The following is a 21,466-nucleotide window of genomic DNA, read 5'->3' as shown; positions in this document are numbered from 1 at the left end:
ACTTTATTTAAAAATATAATGCTAAAAACTATATTAGCACCGATACCCTGCAAAACTGATATTGTTATGATGAAGCTTTTTAACACCCGCGCATTTTTTTTGGTTCTGCTTATTTTGGGGAATATGTGTATTGGCCATGCGCAGGATACAACAAAAAAAAACAAGCCGACTGTTACTGAGGCCGATAAAAAAACCACGCTTACTAACAAAAATTATTATAAAAAGCCAATTGCTACACCAGCACAAAAATTAGGCAATGGCTCATCGCTGCAGGTGCCGCCCGCGCCAAAACCAGAAGCGGATAAAAGCCTTAGAGGGCAATATAAATACCTGCTTACTAAAGTTTACAATTACCAGCAACCCCTGGTAGCCGCTTTATTCAAAAACTACACAGATACGCTTAATGCTACACGCAAACAACTGAAGCAGGCGCAGGAAACGCTTGCCAAACAAACTAAAGCTATCGATACGCTTAAAGCATCCGCTTCGAGTAAAGATCAATCGCTTGCCGAATCGCAGGCTAAGGTAGATGAGGTAAGCCTGCTGGGTATTCCGCTTACCAAGGCTACCTATAACTGGATAATGTGGGGGCTTGTTATAGGCTTTGGTGTAATAGCCATAATTGTAATAGCCCGATCAGGCACCTACAGTCGTGAAGCAAAATACCGCGTAAAGCTTTACAACGAGTTGGATGAGGAATACAGAAACTACAAAGCTAAGGCTAACGAAAAAGAAAAGAAACTGGCGCGCGAACTACAAACCGAACGCAACAAGCTGGATGAACTGATGGGCAGGGGTTGATGCCATGAAAGCTTACTTATTTGGCTGGAACCCGCAAAAGTTTGAATGGGCGGATATAGATAATGATATTGCACGTTTAGCCAATGGAGATAAACTTGAAGAAAACTGGAGTGTTGCCAGCCATAAAACAATTAAACCAGGCGACAGGGCTTACGTTGTACGTGTGGGTGTTGAGCCTAAAGGCATATTTGCATCCGGCTATATTTCATCAGAACCGTTCCTGGCTTCGCGAAAGGGGCGTATATACTATCGTATTAATATGGTATTTGATGTACTGCTTAATCCCGATAAAGAACAAATACTCCCTTTAAACATTCTAAAAACCGGCAATTTAGCTGCACAAACCTGGACACCCCAGGCATCAGGCATCTCCATACGCCCTGAACTGGTTAACGAGCTGGAAGGCGTCTGGCTTGATTTTCTGAGCAGCAAAGGCGATTTCTCTTTTTAATTTTATTCTTTTACAAAGCCTTCTGCCGGCCAGGCATTTTTCCGCTCGTCACAAGGATCCGTTGTTGGTATAAGTATCAGCTTACTGTCCTTTAATACATATTTTATAACGGCGGTCTGGTCGGTGCTGCAAGGGCTTCCCCCGCTCAGTTTGTTAATGATTATCTCGTCGCCTTTAAGGGTGTACTTCATGCTTTCAATTACATTGTCAGTCCCGGCAATTACAATATTGATTGTATCTTTCTTAAACCGCAATATAACCTCTACATCTGTTGGCGCGGCTATAATACCCTTCCAGCTTGTATTAGCTAACTGGGCGCTGGCTGTTAAAGATGTAAAAACAATTGCAGCAATAAATATTAAAGCTTTCATAATGTGAGTTTTATACTAAGATATGATTTTTTATAAAATTATGCTCACCAACAAATTGTCGTAAATAGCCCTTTAACTTGTCGTTTTTGCACACTTGCAAGTAACTCTTGTTACTATACCTTTGAGTAAACTAAATCAATAAACCCCCATGGCAACTCAAATCTTTGTGAACTTAGCGGTTAAAGACCTGAACAGATCTGTAGAATTTTTCACCAAACTTGGCTATACCTTTAACCCAAAATTTACTGATGAAAAAGCAACCTGTATGATCATTAGCGATACTATTTATATAATGCTGCTAACCGAACCCTTTTTTCAAACATTTACCAGTAAAAGAATAATTGACGCGCACAAAGAGGTAGAGTGCTCGATCTGTATTTCGGCCGAAAGTAAAGATGAGGTTAACGAGATGGTGGCCAAGGCAGAAGCAGCAGGCGCCATAATACCTAACCCTGCTACCGACTATGGCTTTATGTATCAGCACAGCTTTGCCGACCTGGACGGCCACCACTGGGAATTTGTTTGGATGGATCCTAACGGCGCACCTGAACATCAACCGGAAGATTAAGATAATAGCCATTGATCAAAAGAAAGGCTTGCCAGAGTTTGGCAAGCCTTTCTTTTTTTTTTGATAATTAGCTGTATTTAACTACTCATAAAGAATAATTTATTAATAAACTCCTTCTCTTTACACTTGGCTTTATGTCGGCCGTTTTAATGGCACAACAAACCTTTAGCGTTGATGGTAATGTTAAACACCGACAAGCTTTATTACTATTACAATGCGGATAATGTTGAAAAAAGCGACTCAATTAAGATACTAAACGGTCAGTTCCAATTAATGGCCTACATCCAGCCCAAAATCAGTAACGCTTTTTGTTGATAAAAATCCTTTAAAAGATCATTTTGGCCCGGAGGATCGTCTTAACGAATTTTAATTTTGTGTTGATGGGGCAAGTTAAACCTTAACAGTAAGGACTCACTTGACAGACAAAATCTTCCCTAAGCTCAGTCAATCTGCTGAATGTTGTTCAGGCTAAACATAACGTTGTAATCTGGTCATAATAATCAAAAGATTGTTCATTAAATTTTAGAAACCTGGTTTTCCTTACTATCGCTCGGCTAACAAAATGAGTAAACAAAGCCAGTTTTTTGAACTGGCTTTATAATATCGGGTCCTGGCGGTTATCCCAGAATAATAAGATTTCTATTTGATCCTCTTTTACTTCATACAAAACAGAACAATTGCCATGGATATACCCTTTACGAATATTTGATTTATCATTAACAGACTGATATACAAATGGAGACTCTTGAATAATGTTAACTACTTTGACCACTCGCTGTTCAAATTCTTCTGCAATTTTAGCGCTCCATCGAATCTCTAACTGCTCTAATATTAAATAATAAGTTTCTAACGCGTTAGATGAAAATACAACCGAGTATTTCATTTAGCGAACTTTAGTCTCTTTTTGAAATCTTCAAACGTAATAAAGCGACCGGCCTCAATATCTTCCCGACTTTTAGCTATTCCTTCTAAAACGTGCGCAGGTAATTCACTCGATGAATCATCTTGTTCAAACGCTATATCAAGGGCCTTCAAAAAAGCTTTTACTACTTTTTCCTGTTCTTGTGTAGGATGTATAAGAAAAGTACTCATAAACAAATTTACTTAAAATACATTAAGCAACAAAAAAGCCATCCTTTTTCAAGAATGGCTTTTCATATTTTAGATCTTCCGGTACTATCACACTTTGATCTCAACTTCAACACCGCTTGGCAATTCAAGCTTCATCAAAGCATCTACAGTTTTTGAGTTTGAGCTGTAGATATCCAATAGCCTTTTGTAAGAGCATAACTGGAATTGCTCACGAGCTTTTTTGTTTACGTGTGGTGAACGCAATACAGTAAAGATTTTCTTTTCTGTTGGTAAAGGCAGCGGTCCGCTAACTACAGCGCCGGTAGGCTTTACTGTTTTTACGATCTTCTCGGCTGATTTATCAACCAGATTGTAATCGTACGATTTTAATTTGATCCTGATTCTTTGGCTCATTTTGTTTGTTTTTAAGTAACCATCCTAAGAGCTATTTATTAGGAATGATTGATTTATTGTGTTAATGAATTACTGATCAGCTAGGCCTTGTTCAGGCAGTCACTGATTCAGTAATTCAATATTATTTAGTCTACAGAAACCTGTTTACGGCCTTTTGATTTAGCCACAACTTCGTCTTGTACGTTACGTGGAGCTGGCTCATAGTGGTCAAACTCCATTGTTGAAGTTGCACGACCTGAAGTAATGGTACGTAACTGAGTTACATAACCAAACATTTCAGAAAGTGGTACCATTGCTTTGATAACCTGCGCACCGTTACGGGTGTCCATACCTTGCAGCTGGCCACGACGACGGTTCATGTCACCGATAACATCACCCATGTTTTCTTCAGGGGTAAGGATCTCGATTTTCATGATAGGCTCCAACAATACCGGTTTTGCTTTTGGTAAAGCTTCGCGGAATGCTGCACGACCGGCGATCTCGAATGATAATGCATCTGAATCGACCGCGTGGAATGAACCATCAATCAAACGTACTTTTAAGCTGGTAAGCGGGAAGCCTGCAAGTACACCATTGTCCATAGCTGATTTAAAGCCTTTTTCAACAGATGGAATAAACTCACGCGGGATAGCACCACCTACAATTTCGTTAACGAATTGTAAGCCTTCTTTCTCGTCGTCAGCAGGTGAAATAACAACCTGGATGTCGGCAAATTTACCACGACCACCGGTTTGTTTCTTGTAAGTTTCGCGGTGTTGAACTGTACCTGTGATAGCCTCTTTGTAAGCTACCTGCGGAGCACCCTGATTAACTTCTACTTTAAACTCGCGTTTAAGACGGTCCATCAGGATATCTAAGTGAAGCTCACCCATACCGCTGATTACGGTTTGGCCGGTATCTTCGTCAGTTTGTACGCGGAATGTTGGATCCTCTTCGGCCAGTTTACCTAAAGCCATACCCAGTTTATCAACGTCGGCCTGAGTTTTAGGCTCAATCGCTAAACCGATAACCGGTTCAGGGAATACCATCGACTCAAGAACAAGCTTTTGTTTCTCATCACAAAGGGTATCACCTGTTTTAATATCTTTAAAGCCTACTACCGCAGCAATATCACCCGCACCTACGTTAGGGATAGGGTTTTGCTTGTTAGCGTGCATCTGGAATATACGGGAGATACGCTCTTTAGACTCTGAACGCATGTTATACACGTATGAACCAGCATCCAGGTTACCAGAGTAAACACGGATGAAGCAAAGGCGACCTACGAATGGGTCGGTAGCTATTTTAAACGCTAAAGCGGCAAATGGCTCTTTAACATCCGGTTTAACCAATATTTCTGCACCAGTATCAGGATTGGTACCAACAACACCTTTAGAATCCAAAGGTGAAGGCATCAATTCCATCACGTAGTCAAGCATGGTTTGTACACCTTTGTTTTTGAAAGATGAACCGCAAGTCATCGGAACGATCTTACCTGCTAATGTAGCCTGACGTAACGCGTCTAATACTTCGCGCTCAGTGATAGTGGTTGGATCATCAAAGAATTTCTCCATTAATGAATCATCAAACTCAGCTACCGCTTCCAATAATTTCTCTCTCCACTCAGTTGCTTCATCCAGCATATCATCAGGGATTGGCACTTCGGTAAAGGTCATACCTTTATCGTGCTCGTTCCAAACAATACCACGGAAGTTGATCAGGTCAACCACTCCTTTAAACTGGTCTTCGGCACCAATTGGTAATTGTAATGGGATAGCTACACTGCCCAGCATTTCTTTAACCTGTTTTACCACGTTAAGGAAATCGGCACCGCTACGGTCCATTTTGTTAACGAAACCAATACGTGGTACGTTATAGTTGTTAGCCAAACGCCAGTTAGTTTCTGACTGTGGCTCAACACCATCAACCGCACTGAACAAAAACACCAAACCATCTAATACACGCAGCGAGCGGTTCACCTCAACGGTGAAATCCACGTGGCCCGGTGTATCAATGATGTTCATGTGATAGTTGTGGTTACGGTATTTCCAATTTACAGTGGTAGCCGCAGAGGTAATGGTAATACCACGCTCCTGCTCCTGCGCCATCCAGTCCATTGTAGCTGCACCTTCGTGTACCTCGCCAATTTTATGGCTTACACCGGCGTAGTACAATATACGCTCTGTAGTAGTGGTTTTACCCGCATCAATGTGAGCGGCAATACCAATGTTTCTTGTATATTTAAGATCTCTTGACATGTTAATATTGAGTTGTTGAATTACCGAATTACTGAATTAATGATTACCGGAATATTTCCAAATCACTAATTCAATAATTCAATCTTTCAAAAATTTTAGAAACGGAAGTGTGAGAACGCTTTGTTAGCCTCAGCCATTTTGTGCGTATCTTCTTTCTTCTTAACAGCTGCACCTTCGCCTTTTGAAGCAGAGATGATCTCGCCGGCCAGTTTCTCCATCATGGTTTTTTCACCACGTTTGCGGGCATAGCTGATCAGCCATTTCATACCCAAAGCAATTTTACGCTCAGGGCGAACCTCTGTAGGTACCTGGAAGTTAGCACCACCTACACGGCGGCTTTTTACTTCTACTGCAGGCATAACGTTGTTAAGCGCCTTTTTCCAGGTATCTAAACCGCTTTCGCTGGTTTTTTTCTCAACAATATCAACTGCGTTATAAAATATAGCGTATGCGGTAGATTTTTTACCATCATACATCATGTTGTTCACAAACCTTGTAACCAAAGTATCGTTAAACTTTGGGTCAGGAAGGATAATTCTCTTTTTTGGTTTTGACTTTCTCATTGTTTTCTATCCTCCTTTAATTATTTCTTTTTACCTTTTGCAGGAGCTGCTGCTGCCTGTCCTGGTTTAGGACGTTTAGTTCCGTATTTAGAACGACGCTGGTTACGGCCTGCAACACCTGATGTATCTAAAGCACCACGGATGATGTGGTAACGTACACCTGGTAAGTCTTTAACACGACCGCCACGGATTAAAACAATTGAGTGTTCCTGTAAGTTGTGGCCTTCACCAGGGATGTAGGCGTTAACTTCTTTACCATTTGTAAGGCGCACACGTGCAACTTTACGCATTGCTGAGTTTGGTTTTTTAGGGGTAGTGGTATACACACGGGTGCATACTCCTCTTCGCTGTGGACAGCTGTCCAACGCCGGAGACTTACTCTTGTCTTCCAGAGCTACTCTACCTTTTCTAACTAATTGCTGAATAGTAGGCATTCTTTCCTTTTTGTTTTACAGTTTTATCCTTATTTTAAGGACTGCAAAGGTAGGTACTATTTTTTGATTTTCAAGCGCTTAATTAAAAAAGTTTTTGTGTTTATGGGGCGCAGGCATTGCGGAGCGAGGTGATGCAATTAGTGGAGCGGGTTACAATGGAACTGTACTTGCAAGCTTAAGCCGGCAATTTAAACAAGTGAGAATGAAAGAATCTTTTGACTATACCCTTCGGTTATAGTATGGAGCGCTTGGCATACCGACGATACTGTAGAATCTGTCAGATATGCTCTATCGTGTTTTTCATTAAACCACTGGTGCCAGGGTTATGTCAGCTAAATTATCAAGTATGTGATTATCAGATAATTGATTGTGTTCACGACGTTCACCTGTGTGATCGTGAACATCTAAATAACTCATTATCAGTTATAACGCAAAAGTACTATAATAGCTTTTTAAAAAATATTTTTGCTATTAAAACTAAAATTATACTTTTGCCACCCCAAACGCGAAAGTAGCTCAGTTGGTAGAGCACGACCTTGCCAAGGTCGGGGTCGCGAGTTCGAATCTCGTCTTTCGCTCAAAAGCCTTCCCTTGCAGGAAGGCTTTTTAGTTTTAATGGTTTTGATATTAGTTGATAAAAACAATCAACATGAAAACTGATCTTTACACTAAAATCATCCTTACCATTATTGCCATTGCACTTACTGTAAACTTATTTAAGGCAAGTATTACCCCAGCTATGGCCGAGAGTAAAAAGTATGTCACCCTACCGGTTAATCCCGATGGTAGCATCAACGTAAATATCAACAAGACAACCTCTCCTATGGAAGTTAAACTTACAGATGTTGACAGAAATGCTTTTTTTATATATCAGCAATACCGGTAAAAATTAAAGAATAAATATCTAATTAACAGATACAACCCATTGCTATTAACTTTAAATATATTAATTATACTAAAACAATAAAATTGCTGTTAATATGCTAACTAACAGATTATTCAATCGGTCGGTTAATAGTTTAAGATTTAATAATGAAAAGCAGGTATAGCGCAAGGCCAAGCCTGCTTTTTTTTAAACTTTATACTTTATTTTTCTGCTGACATAGGGTTGTCATTAGGCACTTGTTTCTTTGAATCATAAACTAAAAACAACATCATCATGTCACTTATCAATTTTTATTTCGAGCAACTTAATCAGGAATCAGCAACCACCCGCAAAATGCTGCAACGTATACCCAACGATAAATACGATTGGGCACCACACGTAAAAAGTATGGATATACGCCGCCTTGCAACCCATATTGCTGAATTGCCGACCTGGATAACTATGGCCTTTACTACCGAGGAACTCGACTTTGCAAGCGCACCTTACAGCCCCGAATACGCCGATAATAATGAGCAGTTGATGCAATTATTTGAAAAATCGGCAGAGGATGGTCGCTCACAGTTAATACCGGAGAACGAAAGCCGCCTAAATGAAAAATGGGTATTAAGAAATGGAGACACTATATTAGTTGATACTACAAGGAGCGGATTAGTGCGTATTGCCTTATCGCAAATCATTCACCACCGCGCACAGTTGGGTGTATACTTACGCCTGCTTAATGTGCCTATTCCGGGCAGTTATGGCCCAAGCGCCGATGAAATGGAATTTCAGCAAAGTGCAGAAGCGGCGGTTTAACTTATCATTACCAATTATGTCATCACATAAAAGATGACATAATTGTATTTCTTTTAATCAACAGTAAGTTTAATAACGGTATCTACCCCATCCATAGCAATGCCATCAGTGTAAATAAAAACACCTTCCGGCAGCTGTTTGAACTTTAAAGTATTGCTGTTACTTAGCAATACCGCTTTGCTTACCTTTTCTTTCTGTCCGGGGATAAAAATGTAGTTGCCTTGGGGCTGCATAATATGCACATATTGTGTTTTACCTTTTACCGTAATTACCCCCCAGGGCTGCGGTGGCACGTAACTGCCCCGTGTGTCATAAATGCTTTCGCTGTTCTTTTGCATCCATTTGCCTACAATAGCAAGCGTATCGGTAAACTCAGGCTGTATCTTTCCGTTTGGCATTGGGCCGATGTTAAGCAGGAAATTTGCATTACGCCCGGCCGCGCCAACAAGGTAATGAATGATCTGTTTGGATGATTTAAAAGTATTGTCATTAATATTGAAGCCCCAACTGCCGTTGATGGTTTCGCAGGTTTCCAGGGGTAATGCACCGATCTTAGAGTCGCCGCTAAAGCCTGTATGGTTTTCGCCCGGCAGGTCTTTCTCAAACATCTGGAAATCCTCGCCATCTTTAGGTGCAAGGTGATGGTTATTGCCTATCATAATGGCTGGGTTAAGCCGATGTATCAAACCATAAATCTCATCATAATGCCAGTTAACATTCCTTCGCTCCCAGTCGCCGTCAAACCAAATACCTTTAACTCCCCGATACTTGGTAATCAACTCTGTTAGCTGATTTTTCATAAATTGAATATAGCTATCCCAATCGCCCTTAACCGGTTTTCCATTCCTAATTTCGCTTCCAAAGGCATAATCAGGCCGCCCCCAATCTAGCAGGGAGTAATAAAAATGCAGTTCAATACCCTCTTTTTCACACTCTCTGGCCAATTCCATCAGGGGGTCTTTATGATAGGGTGTGGCATCAACAATATTATAGGGTGAAAATTTTGTACCAAACATGCTGAATCCATCGTGATGCCTGGAAGTGATGGTGATATATTTCATGCCGGCGCTTTTAGCAAATTGCACCCATTCTTTGGCGTTAAATTGTTGGGGAGTAAAAAATCCTGCCAATCGTTTATAGCTATCGTAAGGAATATGTTTATTGTGCATTACCCATTCTCCGTCGCCCAAAATGCTGTAGATACCCCAGTGGATAAATAATCCGAATTTCATATCCTGAAATTTCTGCCTTTGTTCCAGGTTTTCTTGAGCAGGAGCATAGCTGCCCTGGGCAAATGTGGTTGCAGTGTAAAACACTATAAAAGCGATAGATAAAAGTTTTTTCATTCTACCTGTTATAACTGAAATATTTTGTCCATTAACATCCATTTAGCCCCTGCCGGTGCACCGGGTAACGCCTGCTGATACTTCCACATCAAGGCTTCCCACTCCTGCACTTTGGTATTATTCGCATCTAATTTAGCTTTACATTCAAAAGTAAATTCATCCGTAGTTTCCATAACCATAAAAAGGCGGTTGCCCAGGCGGTAAATCTCCATGTTGTTGATACCAGATACGGAGATGCTTTCTAATACCTCCGGCCACACGGCTTTGTGGTAGCTTTCATATTCAGCTATCAATACCGGGTCATCTATAAGATCAAGCGCAAGGCAGTATCTTTTCATAGGTTTGCTTATGCCTCAATTGGTTATACAAGTAAATAAAAGTTTACTGCAATAACAAACAATCTTTGTTGCATTTACCAGAAACCAACCGTAATTAGTTCATAATTTTTAGCTTAGCTATATGATTGAAACAACCAACCTTATTATCAAACAATTTACTGCCGACGATACCCCTTTTGTATTTGAATTACTTAATACAGAAACCTGGAAACAATTTATAGGCGACCGGAACATACAAATCCTTGATGATGCACTCGGATACATAGAAAAGGTACTTGCGCCTTATTATGATAAATATGGCTACGGCCCCTGGCTTGTGTCGCTTAAAGAAAAAGGAGAGCCCATTGGTTTATGTGGCCTGTTCAAACGCGATTACCTGGACCAACCCGACTTGGGCTTTGCTTTTATGCCCCAATATGCCGGTAAAGGACTTGCTTACGAAAGTTGCCTTGCCATACTTGAATATGTTACAAAAGCGTATAATATTAAAAAACTTTATGCCACTACCACGGCCGCAAACATCCGCTCGCAGGGACTGCTGGAACGATGTGGCTTTGTAAGGAATGGAGAGATAACACCGCCTGAAGGTGAGCCGTTATTGTTGTATCACCTCAGTTTACAATAATATAATACTAAGCTAACTCTATTATTCACCCGTTTAAAACAGGTTTGATATATTAGCGGCCTATGTCAGATACACGCAGAGAGTTTCTAAAAAAAGCCGCCCTGCTTGCAGGTGCAACCGGCTTAAGCAATGTTTTACCGGCATCTATACAAAAGGCACTGGCTATTAACCCTGCACCGGGCAGCACCTGGCAGGATGCAGAGCATGTGGTAATACTGATGCAGGAGAATCGCTCTTTTGATCATTGCTTTGGTACGTTGAAAGGAGTAAGGGGATTTAATGATCCGCGTGTAATCGATCTGCCAAACAAAAACCCCGTTTGGTTACAAAGCAATGAAAATGGCGAAACATTCGCGCCTTTTCATTTAGATATAAAGGACACCCGCGCCACCTGGATGAGTTCCTTACCGCATAGCTGGAGCAACCAGGTAAATGCCCGCAACGATGGCAAATATGACCAGTGGCTGGTTGAGAAAAAATCGGGTAACGAGGCTTACAGCCAAATGCCACTAACATTAGGCTTTCATAACCGGGAGGACCTTCCGTTCAACTACGCGCTGGCCGACGCCTTTACTATTTGCGATCAGCACTTTTGCTCGTGCTTAACCGGCACAACGCCCAACAGAAATTATTTATGGACGGGTACCATACGGCGGGAGCAAAATGAAGAATCGCGCGCTAATGTTTGGAATGAAGACTCTGACTTTGAAAACTCCGATTGGACCACCTTTCCAGAACGCCTGGAAGACGCCGGCATTTCATGGAAATGCTACCAGAATGAACTTTCGATAGGTGTGGGTCTACAAGGTGAAGAAGATGCCTGGCTAAGCAACTTTACCGATAATAACCTGGAGTTTTTTAAGCAATATCACGTAAGGTTGCACCCTGAGCATATTGCGCATGTAAAAAAACGCCTTACTGCCTTGCCTGCTGAAATAACCGCCATGCAGCGTAAAATAGCTGCCTTACCTGCGGATGATGCATCGGTGAAAAAGCTTAACAGGCAGCTTAAACAATTGCAAGCCGAGTTGAAGGATATCAAAGATAACGAAGCCATTTTAGAGCCTGGTGCTTTTGAAAAATTAAGCAAACGCGAGCAGAACCTGCACTTAAAAGCCTTCAGCACTAATCGTAACGATCCTGATTATCATCGGTTAACCACACTTAAGTATACTGATAATGGTGTACAGCGCGAAATGCAGGTGCCTAAAGGCGATGTATTGCATAATTTCAGGCAGGATGTCAACTCTGGCAAATTGCCGATGGTATCATGGATAACTGCACCCGAGAATTTCTCCGACCATCCCGGCGCCCCATGGTATGGCGCATGGTATGTATCGGAGGTATTGGATATACTTACCCATAACCCTGAGATTTGGAAAAAGACGATCTTCATCGTCACATATGATGAAAATGACGGCTACTTTGATCATATACCGCCGTTTACCGCGCCGCACTCCCATAAAGAAGGCACAGGCAAAGTATCCAACGGGATTGACACCCGCGTTGAGTTTGTAACCCTTGAGCAGGAACTGGCACGTAAAGGTTTCCCTAATGATTATAAGCGCGAAAACGCTATCGGCCTGGGCTATCGTGTGCCTATGATCATCGCATCACCATGGACGCGTGGCGGATACGTCAACTCAGAAGTGTTTGATCATACTTCCAACCTTCAGTTCCTGGAAAAATTCATAGCCGCAAAAACCGGCAAAAACATAGCCGAAAGCAACATTAGTGCCTGGCGACGCATGGTATGCGGTGATCTTACATCCTGCTTCCGCCCTTATAAAGGTGAGGCCATCAAACAGCCGGAGTTTTTGAAAAAAGATGCATTTGTAGAGGGCATCCATAAGGCGCAATTCAAAGGGCTGCCTACTTATAGAAGCTTAAGCGACACTGATATTGCAGCAATTAAAGCCGATCCTCGTAACTCCGGCCATTTGCCGCAACAGGAAAAAGGAATAAAACCCGCTGTTGCCTTGCCGTATGAGTTATATGCCGATGGCATGCTGAATGACAGCAAAACCGCATTTGAGATTAAATTTAAAGCAGGCAACACCGTTTTCGGTTCCAACGCTGCCGGTGCACCGTTTAATGTTTATGCACCAGGCAAATACGCAAGCCTAAATGATTCGCAGCAAATGGAAGCCGCGCGAAACTGGTCGTATGCTGTAAAAGCCAGCGACACTTTAGCAGACAGCTGGCCGCTTAATCAGTTTGAAGGGAATAATTATCACCTGCGTACCTATGGGCCGAACGGTTTCTACCGCGAGTTTAAAGGTAACGCCAATGATCCGGGATTGAATGCTTCCGTTGCTTATCAATCGGCAGGTAAAAAGCTAACCGGTAATATCATACTTACTTTTTCGCTGCATGGCAATACTGCCCCTTTAACGGTTGAAGTTACAGATCATTCGTATAAAACCGGGAAGCGTAAATTAACCATACAGCGGGAAAGTTTCGCCCCGCAAACCATCATTCTTGACCTTCAGAAACAACATCACTGGTACGATTTCAGTATCAAAGTACAGGGTTCCGATAGCTTCGAAAAACGGTATGCAGGGCGTGTAGAAACTGGTGCCCAAGGCTTTACAGATCCGTTTATGGGCAGGATGATATGATTAAAGTCTTTGGTAATTGTATAAGTTGACTGTTAGAAATAACAATTAATTATCTCTAACTTTATGGACCACTGCAGCCATGCAGATGCATAAACCTATAACAACATATAATAAATGAGAACGCTTGCCTTAGCCTTACTTACCCTTTGCCCTGCTTTCCTGTTTGCACAAACCGGTAAAGTTTATGATAACCTTACCCTTAACAGTAAAATATTGAAAAGCGAGCGCAAGTACGCTGTTTACCTTCCGCCAGATTATGAAAGCAGCGGCCGCAGTTACCCTGTTTTGTACCTTTTACATGGTGCCGGCGACGACCAGACCGGGTGGGTGCAGTTTGGCGAAGTGCTTAATATAACCGATAAAGCCATACGCGATGGTATAGCCACGCCCATGATCATTGTGATGCCCGATGCCAACACCGGCCGTCGTGGATATTTTAATGACATTAAAGGCGACTGGAACTATGAAGATTTCTTTTTTACAGAGCTGGTTCCGTTTGTAGAGAAAAAATACCATGTAAAAAGCGATAAACGTTACCGTGCTATAGCCGGCCTTAGCATGGGCGGCGGCGGAAGCTTTGTTTATGCTTTGCACCACCCTGAAATGTTTTCTTCAGCTTGTCCGTTAAGTGCCGCTACAGGCTTTTTAAATTTAGACGATGCTAAGGCGGGCATCAGCAAAAACAACCCGGGCCTGCCGGATAGTACAATAGGCAACTATTATAACAAATACAGCGTAATACCGTTACTTAACGCCTTGCCAGATGCACAAAAGAAAGCGGTACGCTGGTATATTGACTGTGGCGATGACGACTTTTTATTTGAAGGCAACGGGCTTGTGCATAATCTGATGCGTAAAAAAGACATTCCGCATGAGTACCGGGTACGGGATGGAGCACACAACTGGACGTATTGGCGTACAGCTTTACCGTCTGTACTTGAATTTGTGTCCCAGGCTTTTCATCAATATTGATAGAGCCTGAAATTTACTAACTTAGAAGTATATCGTTCACCATATTGCATCACTTATGAAACGCCGTAATTTTTTATTTAACACTGCAGTAGCTGCCGGTTCTTTATCATTGTTAAACAGGTCGGGCTTTGCAGCCGCCCTTGCTGCGCCAGCCTATCAGCTAAAACCATTACGTAACAATGTTGGCATTTTTACCGAGCAGGGTGGTACAATCATCTGGCTGGTAAATAAAGAGGGTATTGTTTGCGTGGATGCCGAATTCCCGGACCCTGCCAATAACCTGATAGCAGAGTTAAAGAAAAAATCGGCCCAGCCCTTTCAGTGGTTAATTAATACCCATCATCACGGCGACCACACCAGCGGCAACATATCTTTTAAAGGGCTTGTAAAAAATGTAGCTGCACACGCTAACTCGCTTACCAACCAAAAGGCCGCAGCACAAAAACAAGGCTCGGACGATAAGCAGCTTTACCCCGATACCACTTATACTGATAAATGGAAAATTAAAGTTGGCGACGAACGCATAACCGCACATTACTTTGGCCCGGGCCATACCAATGGCGACAGTTTTATCCACTTTGAGAACGCCAATATTGTACACTGCGGCGACCAGGTTTTTAACCGCAGGTATCCGTTTGTAGACCGCAGCGCGGGTGCATCATGCAGACACTGGCCTTTGGCTTTAGAAGCTGCGCAAAAACAATTTAACAAGGACACCATATTTGTTTTTGGCCATGCCTTTGATCCTGAAAAAGTGGTTGGGACCATGGATGACCTTAAGGCCATGCAAAATTTTATGGAACGCCTTGTTGCTTTTGTCGATAGCAGCATAAAAGCAGGTAAAACTAAAGATGAAATCCTGGCAGCAAAGAGCATTCCGGGCGTTACCGACTGGCAGGGCGACGGCATAGAGCGCGGGTTAACTGCTGCATATGAGGAATTGACAACCTAACCTATATCAAAATGAAACTTCGTACGCCCGTATATGTATTATGCGTTGCTATTGTTTTGTCTGTTGGTTTTACACCGTCAAAACAGCCAACGTCAACAGACATTATCAAAAAAATGTATAACCGTTACCATGGCAAATGGCATAGTTCGCTGGCATTTACGCAAACAACTGGGCGTTACCGTAACGATTCGCTGATCAAAACCGATACATGGCAAGAGCGTATACTATATCCGGACAGGCTACGCATTGATTTTGGCGACCCTGCCCTGGGCAATGGTGTCATCTATCGCGCCGACTCGTCCTACCTGTTCAGGAGTAATAAGATCATGCGGGCTGCAAAAGATGAAAATGAATTGATCTTTTTTTTAGGTGGCCTGTACTTTAAGCCCTTGCAGGATGTACTTGCTCATTTTAAAGCGCTGAATTTCGACCTGAATAAATTTCATGAAAGCACCTGGAAAGGCAAAGCGGTTTATGTTTTAGGAGCAGTTTCAGATAACGAAAAAGTAACCCAGCTATGGATAGATGCCGGCAAACTGGTACCCGTGAGATACTTTAAATATGCTACTAATGGCAAAATGGAGGCTACATTTGAAGAGCATAAAATGATTGCCGGTGCCTGGAGTGAAACCTTTTGCAAGTTTTACATCAACGATAAACTCCTGCAAACAGAAACTTATACAGGGATAAAAGCTAACCAGCAGTTTGATCAAAGTATTTTTGAGCCATCACAGATTGGTAAATAATGCCGTAATCAATAACCTACAAACTCTTTTTGGCTAATCTCTACCGAGCCTTTATTAGCGGTTGTACTTATCAGCATAGTAATATCATAAAAATCATTATTAAATTTATAGATATTATTTTGCTCATCCTGTCCCTGAAATTTCATGGTTAACTGCGCACGTCGGGCTTGGCTAATCAGGTTTACAATATGCTGCGGATCAGTAGTAGTATAAGTAACCGTGCGCAATATGGTGCCATTAGATAAAATGGCATTTTGCCCTATGGTAATAGTTTGATGCGCTACCTTGTTAGATTTTGAACTGAAATGCTCTATAGTTTTACCGTTACTCTCTTCAATGTATTGGTGCTTGAATACATTACCCAATGTTAGATAAGTATGCGCCTGGCCATCGGTTAAATTGGTAAGGTTTGTGAGATCAAAAAAAGAGATACTTTGCCCGTACGAATTTACTCCTGCAAAAAGCAGCGCTAAAAATACAATATACTTCTTCATCTTAATCGGCTAACAAATATAGAAGAATTTTTATAACTGTGCGGGTTATAGCTTCTTTACAAATGTTTAAGTAAGTATGATAATTGATATCAATTACCTGATATAAACATTTGTAACATTTTTGCAATTAAATATATCTTATTAATAATAATTTTCATTAACACCCGTTGGATGTGTATATTTGACATTTAATATCGTTTTTAAAAAGTCAAGGGTACGGCTTGATGTTCTATCTATCACATTTAAAGCATATTACACAAACATAAGCAACCTTAACTGGTTATGCTATAAAGAACTTGGATAAAGTTAAACATGTTATCTGAGGTTTAGTTGATCAACATTATTTGAGAGATGATGTTGCTGTGCGTTCCGGGGTGAGATACGGAACGCACTTTTTTATTTACAGCGTATAGTTATGCCTGTACATGGCCATAAGCAATAGTACCATACGGTTATAAGTATCTAAACCTGCGGGCTGATTGTTGGCCTTTAAAAAGTTATCGTAAAATAAACTTGTTACAGCATTTATTTTTGTTTGGTAAGATAACCAGTAAGTCCTTTCTGTTTTAAAGTCAGCCTTAACCAGTGGCGATATTCTGTTTTTAAGTTTTTTGAACTTTAAACTATCGGTATAGCGCAGGGTGCGCATAAATTCGCCAAGTGCCAGGTTATATGCCGAGTATCGTAACAGCCGGTCACCTGAGTTTCTGGCAGCTAAAAAGCCTGCAAAATTAGCTTCATCTTCGGCCCCATAGCCCATCTGATGCGACATTTCATGGCAGGCTACAAAAGGCCGGTTAAATACAGGCATTTGATAATTAATCTGAGCCTCCCCTGTAAACGGATTATAATAACCGTATGTACCAATATAATTAAGCAAAGGGGTAAGCAGCGAAGGCTTTATATCGGGGCTGTAAGTTTTAAACTGAACAGACGAGTTAGATAGCTTTATCACAGCCAGCCTGGCATTGTAGTAAACAGAATCGTTGCTTTGTTCAAGATCCTCAAGTGTAACCCTTGCCCGGCAGGCATTAGCGCTGTCTATCAGTAAATTAGTAACCTTTTGCAATTCGGCAATAGTAAAAGTACTGTCTGTAAGGTTTAACCTTTTCGCTGCAGATGGCCTGAAATAGTTTAGGCCCCACAATAAGTAAAACATCAACACGGCGCACTGTATGCCAATTATAATAGCCATTGTAAACAAGCCAGCCTGTGCAAACTGCTTTTTCACAAATAATTTTATCAACCTTACCAATGCATATATAATGTAGGCAATAACTAACAGGTAAATTATATCACCGGCGCTAAACGGAAAAATATTAAAAACAGGATGCAGGATGCGGCAGATAAATAAATAACTGCTCTCTGAATAGTACTTTTCTACGGCATCAGGGTGATTAGCAAACAACATTACCAGGTAGATAGCCATAAACAGGGAAAGTGTGATTATCCCCCGTTTTATTAAAACCTTTTTTAATGGCTGTTTAAGCATGAGTAGGATAAATATAACGTTTGTACAGATATTACAGCCACGAGCAATAAAAAACCCCGGTTGTTGCCGGGGTGTAAGTTATAATATAGCTAAGCTTATTTGATCTTAACCGGTACTGAAAGCTCGTCCCAATTTAATGAGAAACCTTTGCTATTTATTTTGTAAACCAGGCGCTCCTGTTTTGGTGCTTTTACCGGTTTAACAGTTACACGTAATGCATCCTGGCTTTCATCATATTTAAAGGCACCCCACTGATTAGCTACTTTATTGAAGATAACTGTCCAGTTGGTAGCAGTAGGTATAGCAAAAAACCCATAAGTGCCGGCAGCAAGTTTTTTACCTTCAACCATAATGTCCTTAGTAGTAGTAAAGGTGGTAGCCTGATTGGCTCCTGTACGCCAAACTTTATCATAAGGGACCAATTCGCCGTAAATTTTACGCCCTTTAACTGACGGACTGCCATAATTAATGGTAATTGTGGCCCCATTGATTTTTGCGCTTACACTGTCTCGGGGGCTTGGAACAGGTTTACCTTGTGCAAATGATGCTGTTGAAAATAACAGGGCAAATACAAAAAATAGCCCGGCTTTTAATAGTGTTGATTTTTTCATGATAGTACCTCTTTTTAGGTTTGCAGGTAAATATAGGTTATATAATGATTATGCGTAGAAAAAATAGTTTGATGAGCATTTATTACAAAACTATTTGAAATGTATAAACGTTATTATTATGAATTCACATTGCAATTAGGAATAGACCGAAAGGTTAAAACAATTGTTGTGAGTTTTTGCCCCTGCCCAAGGCAGGGGTTTTTTTATTGGACTTTATAGCTGTAAACTGCACGTCCAATATTGCCGTTGCTGTCTATCCCTTCAATTGTCACTCTATAACTTCCTGGCGCTGCATTATAGTACTCAAATACAGCATTTCCGGCCGTATCTGTTAATATATCGGGCTTCCATAACACCATAGCACGTTTTTTTAAAGCTATATCAGTATCAGTATTAAACCTACTGGGCTGGTAAAAGCCTTGTGGAGTGATTGCCATTATACCCGGGGACATGTTTGTTACTACCTGTTCAGAATCATTACTGTCTCCACGCTTAGTATTGATCACCAAAACGCCCGCCCCCGAACCCATGCCGTAAATTGAAGCGTTAGCGCCTTTTAATATCTCAACAGATTCTACATCTTTAGGCGACAGATTATCCATATTACCATTAGGTATAATAGCTCCGTCTATCACAAGCATCATAGGTTCCCTTACCGACTGACCTGAAGCAAATACGGTACTTAAGCCTCTTACATAAGCTCTTCCTTCCTCAAAATCCACCCCTCTTACTATACTTATTAATCCTTGTGATAAACTTGGCGCATTACGTATGTCCTTACTAAAAATTACCTGATCGGCATTGCCTGCCCCTGCAAGGCTGACAGTATGATAACTGCCCTTACCACCACCTCTTTTATTAAACGGATTAACCTTTGCATTTGCAGTATAAACATTTGCTTGCTTACTACTATCAATCAAAGCAACCCCATCACTATAAGTATACTGACCGTGTAGGGCAGTTGATGTAACCGGGATATTAGTATGATTTTCTTCTAAAGTCACTTGTGCTTTTTTGCGTATCGACTTGTTTTCGATAATCAACAATATCTTACTATTATTTGTAAAGTTAATATCAGAGAAAGTGAACCGGCCATCCGGATCAGTAACAGCCAATACAGACTGACTGTCGTCTATTAATACCGAAAGCTTTTCATTTGGCAAAGGTTTACCATCTTTAGAAAGCAACCTTCCTTTAATCTGCAAAGCTTTTTCTGGCTTTAAAGTGGTATCTGTTTTAACCGTATCATTCAAAACGTTTTCCCAGTTGAAGTAGCTATAAATTTGTGTAAGCATCAACACATCCAGGTCAGATGTACTGTTAGGGTTATTGCTCTTAAAATAATAGCCGGGTTGCTCAACGTAATCTTTAAGTTTTGATGTGAGTAAATAATAAGAAAGAATATTATCTCCTGTATCGTAATCGGCCGGAACCAAAGTTTCATTAACAACCGAAACGGAAAAGCTTGCTACTGCCGCTTTTCCATCCGGCGTTTTAGCATTTAATGCAATTTTAGCGGCCTGATAAGGTGCATAAATATTTTTATCACTGTTAACCTTTAATTGAAGCTGGTCATTTTTATTTATAAATACCATGCGTTGCCCCATAAGCTTCCCATCATCGTTAAATAAGGCGATTAAAGCTATACCAGTATTAAGGTCTTTTTTAGGGATATCAAAACCAATCATCTGGTTATCGAGCAGTGTTTTAACAGTCTTTAGCAACCCTTGCGAATAGATAAAAACAGTTAGTTGTTTATTTTTATTTGCCAGGTAATAAGGCTTGCTGGCGTTTAAATCAACAGCAACTTTATTACTATCGGCATTATTGACGGTAAGCGTAATACCACTTTCACTTGCTTCCGGTAAGTTGAAAGTGCCGACATTTCTGTTGGCCAAGTTAAACACAGCCTTATAACTTTTCCCTGCCAGTGGAGTGATATAACAACTACCCAACCCAAATTGTGATGAGATGATGTTCGAGATCACCTTACCTGTATTATCAGTCACTACACCTTTTACATCTGCACCCAAGCCGTTAGCACCAGTAGCTTTAAAGGCTACACGGCAGGGTATATCATTTACCAGCATGCCGCCTTCAGGAAAAAACTGTACATTAAATCCCTGATCTGTACTGACTGCTTTTCCCGGCTTCTTTTGATTAATAGCTATTACCTTATCAAAAAAACCGATGCTCCCATAATTTAGCATCCATTTTGTATAAGCCCGTACGCGGCAACTACCTTGTAATAAATACGCAGGTAATGCAAAATCGCCCCAGGCAAGTCCGTTATTTAATTTAAGTATTAAAGATTTTAAGATTGAGTCCTTACGGTTGATCAGGTCTACATGCAGCACACCGCTTATTTTTGACAACTGATGTTTTTCGCCCTGAGTTACATAAGCCTTAAAATAAATGGTATCTCCGGCACTATAGTAAGGTTTGTCAAAGTGCAGATAAACGTTCTCGGCATTATTGCCGGCAAAGGCTTTAAGCTTATCAAAAATTTCTTTGGTATTGGTTTTGGCAGGTACAATTTGCGCATGTATCCAGGCACTACAATGTAAGCTGACAGCACATAATATAAATAAGGCTTTCTTCATAGCGCGCTGAATTAAAATTTATTTGGAAACAGAGTTGAGCCTGTTATAACTGGCAAATAAATTTACTGATAACCA

23 protein-coding genes and 1 tRNA gene are annotated in these 21,466 nt (G+C 41.0%); 11 read left to right on the top strand and 13 right to left on the bottom strand.

Translation table 11 applies throughout. The features are described 5' to 3' along the window. Window positions 1-66 precede the first annotated feature (66 nt). Window positions 67-801 carry a hypothetical protein gene (locus tag ACFQZX_RS06880; RefSeq protein WP_377112997.1) on the top strand — a complete coding sequence of 245 codons (735 nt, stop codon included), beginning with the start codon at window positions 67-69 and terminating at the stop codon, window positions 799-801. Window positions 802-805: 4 nt separating this feature from the next. Next, a complete protein-coding gene (locus ACFQZX_RS06875; protein WP_377112994.1) occupies window positions 806-1,252 on the top strand; it encodes a hypothetical protein in 447 nt (148 codons plus the stop codon). Between the two features lie 2 nt (window positions 1,253-1,254). On the opposite strand, the gene ACFQZX_RS06870 is transcribed toward ACFQZX_RS06875, so the two are convergent. After that, window positions 1,255-1,623, bottom strand: a complete 369-nt coding sequence (locus ACFQZX_RS06870; protein ID WP_377112991.1) for a hypothetical protein — start codon at window positions 1,621-1,623, stop codon at window positions 1,255-1,257. A gap of 148 nt (window positions 1,624-1,771) precedes the next feature. Here ACFQZX_RS06870 and ACFQZX_RS06865 point away from each other — a divergent pair, with 148 nt between their 5' ends. Next, complete coding sequence (locus ACFQZX_RS06865) at window positions 1,772-2,191, top strand: VOC family protein (RefSeq protein ID WP_377112988.1); 420 nt, start codon at window positions 1,772-1,774, stop codon at window positions 2,189-2,191. Between the two features lie 595 nt (window positions 2,192-2,786). Here ACFQZX_RS06865 and ACFQZX_RS06860 read toward each other — a convergent pair. From ACFQZX_RS06860 to rpsL, 6 genes are all read right to left on the bottom strand, one after another. After that, on the bottom strand, window positions 2,787-3,074 hold the full coding sequence (locus ACFQZX_RS06860; RefSeq protein ID WP_377112986.1) for a type II toxin-antitoxin system RelE/ParE family toxin: 288 nt from the start codon (window positions 3,072-3,074) through the stop codon (window positions 2,787-2,789). Continuing rightward, entirely contained in the window at window positions 3,071-3,283 is a 213-nt protein-coding gene (locus ACFQZX_RS06855) for a DUF2683 family protein (RefSeq protein WP_377112984.1), read from the bottom strand. The genes ACFQZX_RS06860 and ACFQZX_RS06855 overlap by 4 nt, the downstream gene beginning before the upstream one ends. A gap of 87 nt (window positions 3,284-3,370) precedes the next feature. Further along, complete coding sequence (rpsJ, locus tag ACFQZX_RS06850; protein WP_022830652.1) at window positions 3,371-3,676, bottom strand: 30S ribosomal protein S10; 306 nt, start codon at window positions 3,674-3,676, stop codon at window positions 3,371-3,373. 125 nt (window positions 3,677-3,801) lie between these two features. Beyond that, complete coding sequence (fusA, locus tag ACFQZX_RS06845) at window positions 3,802-5,913, bottom strand: elongation factor G (protein WP_377112981.1); 2,112 nt, start codon at window positions 5,911-5,913, stop codon at window positions 3,802-3,804. Window positions 5,914-6,008: 95 nt separating this feature from the next. Continuing rightward, window positions 6,009-6,476, bottom strand: a complete 468-nt coding sequence (rpsG, locus tag ACFQZX_RS06840; RefSeq protein ID WP_377112978.1) for a 30S ribosomal protein S7 — start codon at window positions 6,474-6,476, stop codon at window positions 6,009-6,011. A gap of 20 nt (window positions 6,477-6,496) precedes the next feature. Continuing rightward, on the bottom strand, window positions 6,497-6,910 hold the full coding sequence (rpsL, locus tag ACFQZX_RS06835) for a 30S ribosomal protein S12 (RefSeq protein ID WP_079717716.1): 414 nt from the start codon (window positions 6,908-6,910) through the stop codon (window positions 6,497-6,499). Between the two features lie 505 nt (window positions 6,911-7,415). Here rpsL and ACFQZX_RS06830 point away from each other — a divergent pair. The 3 genes from ACFQZX_RS06830 to ACFQZX_RS06820 all read left to right on the top strand — a co-directional run bounded on the left by ACFQZX_RS06830 (window position 7,416) and on the right by ACFQZX_RS06820 (window position 8,591). Then, a tRNA-Gly gene (locus ACFQZX_RS06830) sits at window positions 7,416-7,488 on the top strand. Window positions 7,489-7,559: 71 nt separating this feature from the next. Continuing rightward, window positions 7,560-7,796: a hypothetical protein gene (locus ACFQZX_RS06825; protein WP_377112975.1), complete on the top strand. Its 237-nt coding sequence runs from the start codon at window positions 7,560-7,562 to the stop codon at window positions 7,794-7,796. A gap of 273 nt (window positions 7,797-8,069) precedes the next feature. Beyond that, window positions 8,070-8,591 carry a DinB family protein gene (locus tag ACFQZX_RS06820; RefSeq protein ID WP_377112972.1) on the top strand — a complete coding sequence of 174 codons (522 nt, stop codon included), beginning with the start codon at window positions 8,070-8,072 and terminating at the stop codon, window positions 8,589-8,591. Window positions 8,592-8,644: 53 nt separating this feature from the next. Here the strand turns inward: ACFQZX_RS06820 and ACFQZX_RS06815 are convergent, their stop codons facing one another. Then, a complete protein-coding gene (locus ACFQZX_RS06815) occupies window positions 8,645-9,937 on the bottom strand; it encodes an alpha-L-fucosidase (protein WP_377112970.1) in 1,293 nt (430 codons plus the stop codon). Between the two features lie 8 nt (window positions 9,938-9,945). Then, window positions 9,946-10,275, bottom strand: coding sequence for an L-rhamnose mutarotase (locus ACFQZX_RS06810; protein WP_377112967.1), 330 nt, complete (start codon window positions 10,273-10,275; stop codon window positions 9,946-9,948). 121 nt (window positions 10,276-10,396) lie between these two features. Between ACFQZX_RS06810 and ACFQZX_RS06805 the strand changes: the two genes are divergently transcribed. The 5 genes from ACFQZX_RS06805 (at window position 10,397) to ACFQZX_RS06785 (ending at window position 16,191) form a co-directional block, all read left to right on the top strand. Continuing rightward, window positions 10,397-10,900: a GNAT family N-acetyltransferase gene (locus ACFQZX_RS06805; RefSeq protein ID WP_377112964.1), complete on the top strand. Its 504-nt coding sequence runs from the start codon at window positions 10,397-10,399 to the stop codon at window positions 10,898-10,900. Between the two features lie 62 nt (window positions 10,901-10,962). Next, complete coding sequence (locus ACFQZX_RS06800) at window positions 10,963-13,521, top strand: phosphocholine-specific phospholipase C (RefSeq protein ID WP_377112962.1); 2,559 nt, start codon at window positions 10,963-10,965, stop codon at window positions 13,519-13,521. 114 nt (window positions 13,522-13,635) lie between these two features. Next, a complete protein-coding gene (locus ACFQZX_RS06795) occupies window positions 13,636-14,493 on the top strand; it encodes an alpha/beta hydrolase (protein WP_377112959.1) in 858 nt (285 codons plus the stop codon). A gap of 55 nt (window positions 14,494-14,548) precedes the next feature. Beyond that, on the top strand, window positions 14,549-15,445 hold the full coding sequence (locus ACFQZX_RS06790; RefSeq protein ID WP_377112958.1) for an MBL fold metallo-hydrolase: 897 nt from the start codon (window positions 14,549-14,551) through the stop codon (window positions 15,443-15,445). A gap of 11 nt (window positions 15,446-15,456) precedes the next feature. Next, window positions 15,457-16,191, top strand: a complete 735-nt coding sequence (locus ACFQZX_RS06785) for a hypothetical protein (RefSeq protein ID WP_377112956.1) — start codon at window positions 15,457-15,459, stop codon at window positions 16,189-16,191. Window positions 16,192-16,199: 8 nt separating this feature from the next. Here ACFQZX_RS06785 and ACFQZX_RS06780 read toward each other — a convergent pair whose 3' ends face one another. The 4 genes from ACFQZX_RS06780 to ACFQZX_RS06765 all read right to left on the bottom strand — a co-directional run bounded on the left by ACFQZX_RS06780 (window position 16,200) and on the right by ACFQZX_RS06765 (window position 21,391). Then, window positions 16,200-16,685: a hypothetical protein gene (locus ACFQZX_RS06780; protein WP_377112953.1), complete on the bottom strand. Its 486-nt coding sequence runs from the start codon at window positions 16,683-16,685 to the stop codon at window positions 16,200-16,202. 400 nt (window positions 16,686-17,085) lie between these two features. Continuing rightward, complete coding sequence (locus tag ACFQZX_RS06775) at window positions 17,086-18,177, bottom strand: DUF3810 domain-containing protein (protein WP_377112950.1); 1,092 nt, start codon at window positions 18,175-18,177, stop codon at window positions 17,086-17,088. A 95-nt stretch (window positions 18,178-18,272) separates the two neighbouring features. Further along, window positions 18,273-18,788 (bottom strand): DUF2911 domain-containing protein, encoded by a 516-nt coding sequence (locus ACFQZX_RS06770; protein WP_377112948.1) that lies wholly within the window; start codon window positions 18,786-18,788, stop codon window positions 18,273-18,275. Between the two features lie 203 nt (window positions 18,789-18,991). After that, window positions 18,992-21,391 (bottom strand): TonB-dependent receptor plug domain-containing protein, encoded by a 2,400-nt coding sequence (locus tag ACFQZX_RS06765; protein WP_377112945.1) that lies wholly within the window; start codon window positions 21,389-21,391, stop codon window positions 18,992-18,994. Window positions 21,392-21,466 lie beyond the last annotated feature (75 nt).

The sequence above is a fragment of the Mucilaginibacter litoreus genome, from assembly GCF_042676805.1.
GTDB lineage: Bacteria > Bacteroidota > Bacteroidia > Sphingobacteriales > Sphingobacteriaceae > Mucilaginibacter > Mucilaginibacter litoreus.
This window is presented reverse-complemented; position numbering and strand designations above follow the sequence as displayed.

Coding starts and splice junctions, on each gene's coding strand:
- ACFQZX_RS06880 (WP_377112997.1), top strand. CDS start 67: ATGATGAAGCTTTTTAACACCCGCGCATTTTTTTTGGTTCTGCTTATT.
- ACFQZX_RS06875 (WP_377112994.1), top strand. CDS start 806: ATGAAAGCTTACTTATTTGGCTGGAACCCGCAAAAGTTTGAATGGGCG.
- ACFQZX_RS06870 (WP_377112991.1), bottom strand. CDS start 1,623: ATGAAAGCTTTAATATTTATTGCTGCAATTGTTTTTACATCTTTAACA.
- ACFQZX_RS06865 (WP_377112988.1), top strand. CDS start 1,772: ATGGCAACTCAAATCTTTGTGAACTTAGCGGTTAAAGACCTGAACAGA.
- ACFQZX_RS06860 (WP_377112986.1), bottom strand. CDS start 3,074: ATGAAATACTCGGTTGTATTTTCATCTAACGCGTTAGAAACTTATTAT.
- ACFQZX_RS06855 (WP_377112984.1), bottom strand. CDS start 3,283: ATGAGTACTTTTCTTATACATCCTACACAAGAACAGGAAAAAGTAGTA.
- rpsJ (WP_022830652.1), bottom strand. CDS start 3,676: ATGAGCCAAAGAATCAGGATCAAATTAAAATCGTACGATTACAATCTG.
- fusA (WP_377112981.1), bottom strand. CDS start 5,913: ATGTCAAGAGATCTTAAATATACAAGAAACATTGGTATTGCCGCTCAC.
- rpsG (WP_377112978.1), bottom strand. CDS start 6,476: ATGAGAAAGTCAAAACCAAAAAAGAGAATTATCCTTCCTGACCCAAAG.
- rpsL (WP_079717716.1), bottom strand. CDS start 6,910: ATGCCTACTATTCAGCAATTAGTTAGAAAAGGTAGAGTAGCTCTGGAA.
- ACFQZX_RS06825 (WP_377112975.1), top strand. CDS start 7,560: ATGAAAACTGATCTTTACACTAAAATCATCCTTACCATTATTGCCATT.
- ACFQZX_RS06820 (WP_377112972.1), top strand. CDS start 8,070: ATGTCACTTATCAATTTTTATTTCGAGCAACTTAATCAGGAATCAGCA.
- ACFQZX_RS06815 (WP_377112970.1), bottom strand. CDS start 9,937: ATGAAAAAACTTTTATCTATCGCTTTTATAGTGTTTTACACTGCAACC.
- ACFQZX_RS06810 (WP_377112967.1), bottom strand. CDS start 10,275: ATGAAAAGATACTGCCTTGCGCTTGATCTTATAGATGACCCGGTATTG.
- ACFQZX_RS06805 (WP_377112964.1), top strand. CDS start 10,397: ATGATTGAAACAACCAACCTTATTATCAAACAATTTACTGCCGACGAT.
- ACFQZX_RS06800 (WP_377112962.1), top strand. CDS start 10,963: ATGTCAGATACACGCAGAGAGTTTCTAAAAAAAGCCGCCCTGCTTGCA.
- ACFQZX_RS06795 (WP_377112959.1), top strand. CDS start 13,636: ATGAGAACGCTTGCCTTAGCCTTACTTACCCTTTGCCCTGCTTTCCTG.
- ACFQZX_RS06790 (WP_377112958.1), top strand. CDS start 14,549: ATGAAACGCCGTAATTTTTTATTTAACACTGCAGTAGCTGCCGGTTCT.
- ACFQZX_RS06785 (WP_377112956.1), top strand. CDS start 15,457: ATGAAACTTCGTACGCCCGTATATGTATTATGCGTTGCTATTGTTTTG.
- ACFQZX_RS06780 (WP_377112953.1), bottom strand. CDS start 16,685: ATGAAGAAGTATATTGTATTTTTAGCGCTGCTTTTTGCAGGAGTAAAT.
- ACFQZX_RS06775 (WP_377112950.1), bottom strand. CDS start 18,177: ATGCTTAAACAGCCATTAAAAAAGGTTTTAATAAAACGGGGGATAATC.
- ACFQZX_RS06770 (WP_377112948.1), bottom strand. CDS start 18,788: ATGAAAAAATCAACACTATTAAAAGCCGGGCTATTTTTTGTATTTGCC.
- ACFQZX_RS06765 (WP_377112945.1), bottom strand. CDS start 21,391: ATGAAGAAAGCCTTATTTATATTATGTGCTGTCAGCTTACATTGTAGT.